At 42.9% G+C, this 10,135-nt stretch carries 9 protein-coding genes; 7 read left to right on the top strand and 2 right to left on the bottom strand.

Annotated elements, in window-relative coordinates:
• Positions 1-4 precede the first annotated feature (4 nt).
• Both AQ505_RS00150 and AQ505_RS00145 read left to right on the top strand, forming a co-directional pair.
• Positions 5-1,414, top strand: coding sequence for a hypothetical protein (locus AQ505_RS00150; protein WP_062546305.1), 1,410 nt, complete (start codon positions 5-7; stop codon positions 1,412-1,414).
• 26 nt (positions 1,415-1,440) lie between these two features.
• Positions 1,441-2,442: a tail fiber domain-containing protein gene (locus tag AQ505_RS00145; protein WP_062546304.1), complete on the top strand. Its 1,002-nt coding sequence runs from the start codon at positions 1,441-1,443 to the stop codon at positions 2,440-2,442.
• A 125-nt stretch (positions 2,443-2,567) separates the two neighbouring features.
• On the opposite strand, the gene AQ505_RS00140 is transcribed toward AQ505_RS00145, so the two are convergent.
• Positions 2,568-4,718 carry a S9 family peptidase gene (locus tag AQ505_RS00140; protein ID WP_062546303.1) on the bottom strand — a complete coding sequence of 717 codons (2,151 nt, stop codon included), beginning with the start codon at positions 4,716-4,718 and terminating at the stop codon, positions 2,568-2,570.
• 84 nt (positions 4,719-4,802) lie between these two features.
• On the opposite strand from AQ505_RS00140, the gene AQ505_RS00135 reads away from it, so the two are divergent.
• From AQ505_RS00135 to AQ505_RS00115, 5 genes are all read left to right on the top strand, one after another.
• Positions 4,803-5,396: a TlpA family protein disulfide reductase gene (locus AQ505_RS00135; RefSeq protein ID WP_062546302.1), complete on the top strand. Its 594-nt coding sequence runs from the start codon at positions 4,803-4,805 to the stop codon at positions 5,394-5,396.
• A 194-nt stretch (positions 5,397-5,590) separates the two neighbouring features.
• A complete protein-coding gene (locus AQ505_RS00130; RefSeq protein WP_062546301.1) occupies positions 5,591-6,004 on the top strand; it encodes a hypothetical protein in 414 nt (137 codons plus the stop codon).
• A gap of 41 nt (positions 6,005-6,045) precedes the next feature.
• Entirely contained in the window at positions 6,046-6,639 is a 594-nt protein-coding gene (locus AQ505_RS00125) for a penicillin-binding protein activator LpoB (RefSeq protein WP_062546300.1), read from the top strand.
• 25 nt (positions 6,640-6,664) lie between these two features.
• Positions 6,665-8,095 carry a COG3014 family protein gene (locus AQ505_RS00120; protein WP_062546299.1) on the top strand — a complete coding sequence of 477 codons (1,431 nt, stop codon included), beginning with the start codon at positions 6,665-6,667 and terminating at the stop codon, positions 8,093-8,095.
• A 39-nt stretch (positions 8,096-8,134) separates the two neighbouring features.
• Positions 8,135-8,416, top strand: coding sequence for a hypothetical protein (locus AQ505_RS00115; RefSeq protein ID WP_062546298.1), 282 nt, complete (start codon positions 8,135-8,137; stop codon positions 8,414-8,416).
• Positions 8,417-8,551: 135 nt separating this feature from the next.
• On the opposite strand, the gene AQ505_RS00110 is transcribed toward AQ505_RS00115, so the two are convergent.
• Positions 8,552-10,093: a YifB family Mg chelatase-like AAA ATPase gene (locus AQ505_RS00110; protein ID WP_062546297.1), complete on the bottom strand. Its 1,542-nt coding sequence runs from the start codon at positions 10,091-10,093 to the stop codon at positions 8,552-8,554.
• Positions 10,094-10,135: the final 42 nt, after the last annotated feature.

Raw genomic sequence — 10,135 nt, 5'->3', positions numbered from 1 at the left:
GGATATGCAAATCAAACAAAAACGAACAGATTATTGGATCAGATGTGCGGTGGTGGCGATGGGATTTGTGTTTTTTGCCCCGAAACAGGGAACAGCACAATTTGTGGGCAATCCACTGATTCCGGTACCCGGAAAGGTGATCATCTATACGAATGATGCGAAGGGTGGGCATCATCAGGTGCCGACGCTCGCAGATCGGAATAACCTGAGCCCGTTAAGACGTCAGCCAGGAATGTTGTGCACTGTGATGGATGATGGTACCGGGAAAACAAAAACATATCAATTGATCTGTGCAGATGTACCGGCAGAGCTGGAAAATAACAACAACTGGGTCTTATTCTCTTCTGGTGCTGCTGCAGCAGGAAATAACCTGATTTATGGGGCGGGAATTCCAGTTGCAGGAACAGGAAAAACCGGAGACTTTTATGTGAACACGACAGATCAGACGCTTTTTGGTCCGAAGAAAGAAGATGCCAGCTGGCCTCCACTTTTATTGCAGGGTGCGGTTAGCGGACTTGCAGGAGGTGATTTAATGGGAACTTATCCGAATCCTTCGATAGCCGAAAAAGTAATTACCGCAGCGCACATAAAATCTGATGCAACAGACCAGGTAATGGTCAGTAATGCGGAAGGATCTGTGACCTGGGTAGATAAGGCAACGCTTGGTGCTGGGGGTGGTAATGTTGGAACCTTCAACGGGAACAGGCCAATTACCGGAGCTTATTATAAAGATGTAAATCCTGGAACCAATGACCTTGCTAAATGGATTGAAGCCGTATTCTACCCTTCTTTAGGACCCACAGCTAGTTTAACAGCTAATCCTTCAGGAACCAAAGAGATGGGGCCATCGGGTACCACTTCAGTTTCCTTGAATTGGATCGCAGGACGGGCAAAGGAAACCGCAGAGCTGAGCAGTATTATTGTTGCAGGTCAGGAGGTTTTCAGTTCCTCTCCAGCTCCCGGCGCTTCGGTTAGCGGAACAGTCACTGTAATGGCAAAAAACAATGAGTCGAATGCGTTTAAGTTAACCGTAAAAACAGCCGACAATAAAATCGCAGAAGCAACGGCCTCGCTGAGCTTCCAGTGGAAACGGTATTATGGTTTTGCAACTGGCGGTGATGATGGTGAAAATTTTGCACCTACTGATGCACAAATCCTGGCCCTGACTAGTGAATTCGGCAGCTCGGCGGCAGTAAGCAATAAAGCGGCAAGTCCTTCCGGCCGACAAAAACTAGTGATCGCCTACCCTGCAACCTGGGGTGGAACTAAAATTATCGTCGGCATTCTGGATTCTACTGGTGCTTTTGAAAAGACCACGAGGTCCTTTAGAAATAGTTCCGGCGGAGTCACTGATTATGTGATTTATGTGCAAAAAGACAATACAGCAGCAGCACTAACTTTTACCATTCAATAGGCCATCATTTCCTATCTAATACAGCAATGAAAAATTTTAAAGCATTAATGATGAGTTTTGAAAAAACAGCAATGAAGCGTAAGGAGAATTATATCCCAATGAAAGCGATCTATGTATTTTGTGTATTCCTGTGCATCGGTTCATTTTCCGCGGTGGGGCAGGTAAAGGTAATCGGGGCTTTGGAGCCGAACGACCTGACGGATAAATATGCTACCCATAGTGATATTTATGGGAAAGGGGGCTTCCGGTCTGTAGCCAGCAATGCGGAAAGAGACCTGATTACTCCGGCCAGGAGATCCCTGGGTATGTTGGTCTACTCCATCCTGGAAGAGAAGTTTTATCAGTTGAAAGCAGGAATCGCAAACAGCAATTGGGTGGAAAGTCAAATGGGTGCCGGTGCCGGTGGAGGTACAGGAGAAACCCTGGCTATTGAAAAAGGAGGAACAGGTGCTGTTACCGCCGAAGGCGCAAGAGAAAACCTGGGTTTAGGAACCTTAGCTATCCAGAATAAAGACAACGTAGAAATTACCAAAGGAGCAATCGACAATACCCTGATCGGTGGTTCTACGCCAGCACAAGGAAAGTTCACCACCCTGGATGTGAACTCAGAATTAACGGTAACCGGACAGGTGATTGTGAATGGAGACATTAAAGCCTCGGGGGATGTAACGGCAAATTCGGACATTCGCTTGAAGAAGAACATTGAGACGCTTTCTCCGGTTTCTGAACAGCTGAGAAGGCTGCATGCCGTGTCCTATGACCGACGAGATGTAGACCTGCACCAGATCGGTTTTATCGCGCAAAATGTACAGGAGTTTTTCCCTTCTCTGGTAAAAGCAGGCACTGATCAAAAGAAAACACTTTCTCTGAATTATCAATCGATGACCGTCCCTTTATTGAAAGGATGGCAGGAACATGATGAGGAAATCGCGGTTCAGCAAAAGGAATTGAAAAGCCTGAAATCAGAAATTGAAGAATTGAAAAAGGCAGTTGTTGAATTGAAGGAACTACTGAAAGCAAAGAAATAAATCTTTACGGAATTTCCCAATCAATAGGATAAACTCTTTTATAAAGTAAGCGCCCCTCAAATTTGAACAATTTGAGGGGCCGCTGTATTTAGGCAGTTCTTTTTATTTTCGAAAACTGGGTTTTGCTATTTATTGATTCCTTCTAATGCAAATAGAAAGGCATAATTTAGGGCAACATCTTTCAGGTAATCGAACCTGCCGGATGCGCCACCATGGCCGAAGTCCATGTCTGTTTTGAGCAGCAGCACATTCTTATCGGTCTTGGTAGCCCTCAGTTTGGCAACCCATTTAGCGGGTTCAAAATACTGCACTTGACTATCGTGAAGTCCAGTTGTGACCAACATATTCGGGTAAGCTTTTTTCTCAATGTTTTCATACGGAGAATAACTTTTCATATAATCATAAGCGGCTTTTTGCTTTGGATTTCCCCATTCATCAAATTCATTGGTGGTTAAAGGAATGCTTTCATCCAACATCGTGTTGATCACATCCACAAAAGGAACCTGTGCAATGATGCCATTCCACATATCTGGAGCCATATTGATGACCGCACCCATTAATAATCCACCAGCACTGCCGCCTTGAGCATATAAATGGCCTTTGCTGGTCAGTTTCTGATCCATCAGGTATTGTCCGCAATCAATGAAATCGGTAAAAGTATTCTTCTTTTTCATCAATTTACCATCTTCATACCATTGCCGGCCCATTTCCTGGCCTCCACGGATGTGCGCGATAGCAAATACAAAGCCTCTATCCAGCAAGCTTAACCTACCGCTGCTAAAAGTTGCATCCATACTCGATCCGTAAGAACCATACGCATATAACAATAAAGGCGCATGGCCATCCTTTTTTAATCCTTTTTTGTACACCAAGGAGATGGGAACTTTGGTGCCATCTTTTGCTGTCGCATATAGGCGTTCTGAAACATACGCTGCTTTATCATAGCCACCCACTACTTCCTGCTGTTTCATCAGTTGCTGCGCTTTTGTATCTACATTATAATCATAAGTAGAAGTTGGCGTGGTTAGCGATGAATAGATATAACGCAAAGTTTTGCTTTGATAATCTGGGTTTGAACCTACCTGTGCCATATAAGTTGGCTCCTCAAAAGCAATGTGGTATTCCGCAGCTTTGAATGGGCGGATCAGCAGTTGCGTCAATCCGTTTTTCCGCTCAGTCACTACGATATGACTTTTAAATTCATCCACACCTTCAAGTAAAACATCTTTACGGTGCGGAATCACTTCCTTCCAGTTTGCCCTTTCTGGTTTATCCAGCGGACATTCCATCAGACGGAAATTTTTGGCCTCCCAATTGGTCAGGATTAGAAATCTATCATCCAGTGCAATCACATCATACAGCACATCTTTTACCCTTGGCTGGAAAACTTTGAATGCTTCATTCGGTTTATCTGCATCCAGGATCCTCATCTCATTTGATTGTGTGGCTTGCGAATAAATGAAAAGGTATTTACCAGATTTTGATTTACCCACACCGATATAATTCGACTTGTCTTTTTCTTCATAGACGGTCTCATCGAGTTTGGCATCGGTATTCAATACATGTTTCTTTATCTTTTCACTCAATAAAGTAACTGGATTTTTAGCTGTGTAAAAAATGGTCTTATTGTCGGCAGCCCAGGTCGCATCACCTTGGGTATTTGGAATGGCATCTTTAAAAACTTCGCCGGTTTCCAGGTTTTTAACATGGATCACATATTGGCGTCTCGATAATTTATCTACACCAAAGGCCAGCATTTTATTGTCTGGGCTGATGGCAAAACCAGTAGCTGAATAGTACGGTAATCCTTTTGCCAGGTCGTCTACGTCCAATAAGATCTCTTCTTTGGCATTCAGACTGCCTTTTTTTCTGCAGTATTTATAATATTGCTGTCCCTCTTCGCTTCTGGTATAATAGAAATAACCATTTTTCAGTACGGGTACTGACTCATCTTTTTCCTTGATACGACCTTTCAGTTCCTTAAAAAGAGCTGCCTGAAGTTGTTTCGTCCCAGCCATCATCGTATCCAGGTATTTATTCTCTTCGGTCAGGTATTCCACTACAGCAGTACTGTCTTTTCCTTTTTTAAAGTAGTCAATCATCCAGTAATAATTGTCTACCACCGTATCACCATGAATAGTTCTGATATGAGGTTTCACTTCCGCTACCGGTGGGGTCGCATTTGGCCATTTATAGGGTTCCATTTTTTGTGCTTTGTTTGTACAGGACAAAGCTACGCTGAGTAACAGTAATCCTGGAAGAGTTTTTTTTATCATAAGTTAGTAAAGGTTGATGCAGATTCTCTACAAAATAGATTAATTTCTTTAATTTGGGATGATTGCAATTAAAACTTTATCTAAATGAGAAAGATCTTCAATAAGAGTAATGTGATAAACGGCCTTTTAGGTATGCTGATCCTGGTGGTTCTTTTTGTACCATCAGCAAAGGCATTGATGATCCAGGGGCTGATGAAGGTAGGTCTGTTTTCACCGGATACCAGTATCGACTATAAAAAGGGTAATGAAAATATACAGTCTGAAAGTCTTGCTGGAGTAAGATTTAAAGATGCAGCAGGAAAAGTGGTAGACCTTGGCGATTTAAAAGGCAAGGTAATCTTCATTAACTTTTGGGCTACCTGGTGTCCTCCATGTTTAGCGGAAATGCCTTCCGTAAATAAATTGTATGAACAGTTCAAGGCGGATGACGGAGTCGTTTTCATTATGGTGGATGCCGATAGTGATTTCCCAAAGGCGAAGAAATATATGGATAGAAAGGGTTATCAGATGCCGGTTTATGCAGTAGCAAGCCGAATTCCTCAGCAGCTATTTGCGGGTTCCCTGCCTACAACGGTAGTCCTGGATAAGCATGGCCGCCTCTCTTACCATGAAGTTGGAGCTGCAGATTATGGGAATAAGAAGTTTGTGGATTTCATTAAGCAGCTGAAAGCAGATTAATCGTTGATCAGTGTGCTGATTAACAGATCGATAATGGGCGATGATTACCGGAGTACCAAAGTTTTGTTACTCCAATTAATTAACATTTTTTAACGTTAAAATGGCAGTTAAAATCAGGGTCATGTTTAACTTTGTATCCTGAATCATTGGCATAAATGTTGTCCTATTTTAAATTCAGATAAAAACATAAAAAGATGAAACAAAATTTGATATTTAGCTTAGGTTGCATGATCAGTTTTGTGTATGCTACAATAAGTTTTGCGCAAACGCCTCCACTTTTTAAAGATCAAAATCCGAGGTATCAGGAAAGTCGCGCCAAATACATGGGGCTGTCAGATTCTTTAAATCTGACACAGGGCAGTACTGTCCAAAGTACTTATAAAGCTTACGACTGGTATACCGCCAGGGAAGAACGTCGTCAACAACGCAGGGAAAGAAATAATAGCAGCTGGTACAGCCCTTACGATTATAATAACGGTTATTTTTACCCTTCCTTGAATTATAATTATTATCCTAATTTCGGATCTTCTTTAGGTCTGGGATTTGGACATTATGGTCGGTATGGAGGTTTTAATATTGGCTACCACAGACATTGGGGACGCTGGTAACATACAAAACAACAACAATAGAAAATTTATTTTTTAAATATATGCAGTTCAAAAAGATAATAACCTTAGTGGCTATTGCAGCCTCTGGAATCATGATCAGTTCTTGCTCCAGACAAGTTACACGTGTAAATCCTGATCAAACGATCGACATTAGCGGTAATTGGAACAATACAGATTCAAGATTAGTGGCCCAGGAGATGACACAGAGCATTTTGGGAAGCAAATGGTTACCGGAATATTTAGAAGCGAAAGCGGGCAAGAAACCTACCGTAATCGTGGGTGTGGTGACCAATAAAAGTCATGAACACATTGATGCGGAGACTTTCGTAAAAGATGTAGAACAGGCTTTCATCCAAAGTGGCCGCGTAAGACTGGTTCAAGGGGGTAAAAAGAGAGAAGAACTGCGTGCAGAGAAGGCAGATCAGCAGGAAAATGCTTCGGTATCTACGATGAAAAAATTCGGGTTGGAAAACGGTGCAGATTACATCCTTCAGGGATCGATCAATTCTATTGTAGACGCTCATAAAAGACAAAAAGTAGTTTACTACCAGGTAAATCTGGAACTGACCGATATTCAGACCAATGAAGTGGTTTGGATTGGGGATAAAAAAATCACGAAATACGTTAAAAATTAGTCTGGCTTAACAGGCTAAATCTAACATGGTTAATCACACTAAGCATACTTTTAGAGCATCAATCTTTATAGGATTGATGCTCTTTCTTTTTAGCTGTTCCAGCTATAATGATATGATTACGCCATATTATAAGCAGATGGCTAGTGGCAATTATACAGAGGCGATGAAGGAGCTGGAAAAGAATAAGCTCTTGCAAAAACCTCGTAATAAGCTGCTGTTCCTGATGGAAAAAGGAAAAACGGCCCACCTGATGGGTGATTATGAGAATAGTAATCGCTACTTCAATGAAGCTGATCAGCTGCTAGAAAATGGATTGGGCGGTACAATGGATGCAGTAGTTGGGACTTTAGTAAATCCAATGAATCAGGTCTATAAAGGAGAAGATTTTGAGAAGTTTATGATCCATTATTATAAGGCTTTAAATTATGTGTATCTGGGAAAACCAGAAGATGCCATTGTGGAAGCCAGACGGATTGGGTTGCAGTCTCAGGAACAGGGTGATAAGTTCAATAATAAGGACAATCGCTATTCTAAAGACGCCTTCTCTTTAATGCTGCAAGGCTTGATCTATGAATATGATGGTGATATGAACAACGCTTTTATCGCTTATCGTAATGCTGCGGAAGTTTACCTCAACAGTAAAGATCAAACCTATTATGGTACGCCGATGCCGGAAGAACTGAAAAAAGACCTTTTAAGAACTGCGGCTGCAATGGGCTTTACTGCGGAGCTACAGCGTTTCGAGACCCTTTTTAAGCTTAAATATACGCCGGAGAAAGCACCGGAAGGCGGCGAACTGATCTTCTTCTGGGAAAATGGACTGGCACCGGTAAAGGAACAGGAAGAGTTTTTCTTTTCTTTGGTAAAGGGTGACGATGGTAGTTTGTTCTTCACAAATGTTGGTGGAACGATCATTATCCCCTTCAGCAATGGTTATGGCAGTGATTTTAACGTGAATTCTGTCCAGAGTTTAAGGGCTACTTTCCCAAAATATGTAAGCAGGCCTCCATTTTATAGCAGCGCCACTTTGACGGATGGGAAAACAACGGTGGGTTTTGAAAAAGCAGAGGACATCAATGAGTTGGCCTACAAAACCCTGCAGCAGCGTTTTCTAAAGGAAATGGGTAAAACGCTGAGTCGCCTGGCAGTGAAGAAAAGCGCGGAATATGTGCTGCGGGAAAGTTCAAAAGGAACTGGAAAGAATGGAAAAGACAACTCTTTACTGGAAGGACTGGGTTTTGGCGTTCAATTGTATAGCTTATTGTCAGAGAAATCCGATACCAGGAACTGGCAGTCTTTACCCGCCAGCATTAGCTATACACGAATCCCTTTACAAAAAGGGAAAAATACCATTACGCTGAATTTAAAAGCATCGAATGGGACAGAAGAAACAAAAACAATAGAAGTGATGGGCACAGGAAGGCTGCAGTTTTACAACTACTCCACCTTACGTTAGTCGAGATGATCATATTAATAAAATAGAAAATAAAACGTTATGCAAGAGCCTTTTGATATTGAAATAGGGGATGTGAGTTACGCGGTATTTCCAGAAGGAAATGATACTTATGTGATTTTTAAAGAAGGTAAAGAATATGCCCACATTCAAAAAGATACTGACCTTCAATGGTTGAAACTGGATGAAGAAACCGCACTGCCTTTATTCGAGATCGACGAAGAGATCAATAATATCGGCAGAGAAATCTTGGCGTATGTCCCGGAAGTAGAAGAGGAAGACGAAGAGGGCGAGGAGCAATACGATGAAGATGACGAGGCCTAATCTATAAAACCAGGAAGGCGTAACTTATGGGTTGCGCCTTCCTGGTTTTAAACTCAAGTTGTATTTACCTTAAATTCTGCAGCTTCCTTTCTAGCCTCTTGTAAATCATCAGCGGTTTGTCTGGTTTTTATGTAGTTATGGTGTCCAGCTTTCCCGGTCCAGGCTCCGGTAATTGATGGCTTCTGCTAAATGTTCAGATCTGATATCTTCTGTACCGGCAAGATCTGCAATGGTTCTTGCAACTTTCAAAATCCGGTCATAAGCTCTGGCCGATAAGCCCAGCCTTTCCATCGCTTTTTTAATCAGCGACTGTCCTTTGGCATTGATCTGACAGACCTGCCGTACCATATTCGCATTCATTTGTGCATTACAATGCATATCAGGTCTTCCCTGGAAGCGCATCCCTTGAATTGCCCTTGCGGCAATCACCCTTGCTCTGATCCGTTCGCTTTTCTCGGCAGCGACCTCAGAAGTTAACTCCTTAAAATTTACCGGTGTGACTTCCACATGAAGGTCTATACGATCCAGCAGTGGCCCGGAAATCTTGCTCAGGTATTTTTGTACCATACCTCCGGCACAGCTGCATTCTCTGGTAGGATGGTTATAGAAACCACATGGACAGGGATTCATAGAAGCAATCAGCATGAAGCTAGCCGGGTAGCTGACACTTAATTTCGCTCGGGAAATTGTGATGCTACGGTCTTCTAACGGCTGCCGCATCACCTCTAACACGCTTCTTTTAAATTCTGGGAGTTCGTCCAGGAACAATACACCGTTATGGGCCAGGGAAATTTCCCCGGGTTGTGGGTTTGCGCCACCACCTACCAATGCCACATCTGAAATGGTATGGTGCGGACAGCGGTATGGCCTACTGCTCAATAAAGCATCCAGGCCATTTAATTTTCCCGCAACGGAATGTATTTTAGTAGTTTCCAGGGCTTCTGGAATACTTAATGGTGGTAGAATGCTGGGCAATCGCTTTGCTAGCATTGTTTTTCCGGCTCCAGGAGGGCCAATTAAAATGAGGTTATGGCCACCGGCTGCTGCAATCTCTAAGGCCCGCTTAATATTCTCCTGACCTTTCACATCAGCGAAATCACAGTCAAAATCAGCTGACACAGGAAAGGGATTCTTTGTCGCGAGTAAAGTATGGGGAGGCTTCTCCGATAGCGGAAGCTTAAAAAAGGAAACCACTTCCAATAGGTTATCCATTCCATAAACCAGCAGTTCACTGACAATGGCCGCTTCGCTGGAATTGTCTTTAGGGAGAATGAAACCTTTGAATCCGGCAGCCTGTGCTTGTATAGCAATCGGTAAGGCTCCTCTGATTGGCTGTAAACCGCCGTCTAAGGAGAGTTCTCCCATCATGAAGTATTGATCGGTATGGAGTGCTTCTATTTGCCCTGAAGCGGCGAGAATAGCGATGGCAATTGGAAGGTCGTAAGCGGCGCCTTCTTTCCGGATTCCAGCCGGAGACAGATTGATCACAATCTTCTGTCTGGGCATTTTTAGTCCAGCAGTCTGGATTGCGCTCTCTATCCTTCTCAGGCTTTCCCGGATCGTATGGTCTGGCGAACCTAAAATATGGTATTTGTTGCCGCCACCAATGCAGACTTCAATCGTAATGGTCAGTGCATCGACGCCAAAAACAGCGCTTCCATAAGTTTTTACCAGCATAATTAAGAGATCGGGTTATGGTCTAATCTATGCGAATCAACT

Origin of the sequence: Pedobacter sp. PACM 27299, assembly GCF_001412655.1 — a bacterium.
GTDB lineage: Bacteria > Bacteroidota > Bacteroidia > Sphingobacteriales > Sphingobacteriaceae > Pedobacter.
This window is presented reverse-complemented; position numbering and strand designations above follow the sequence as displayed.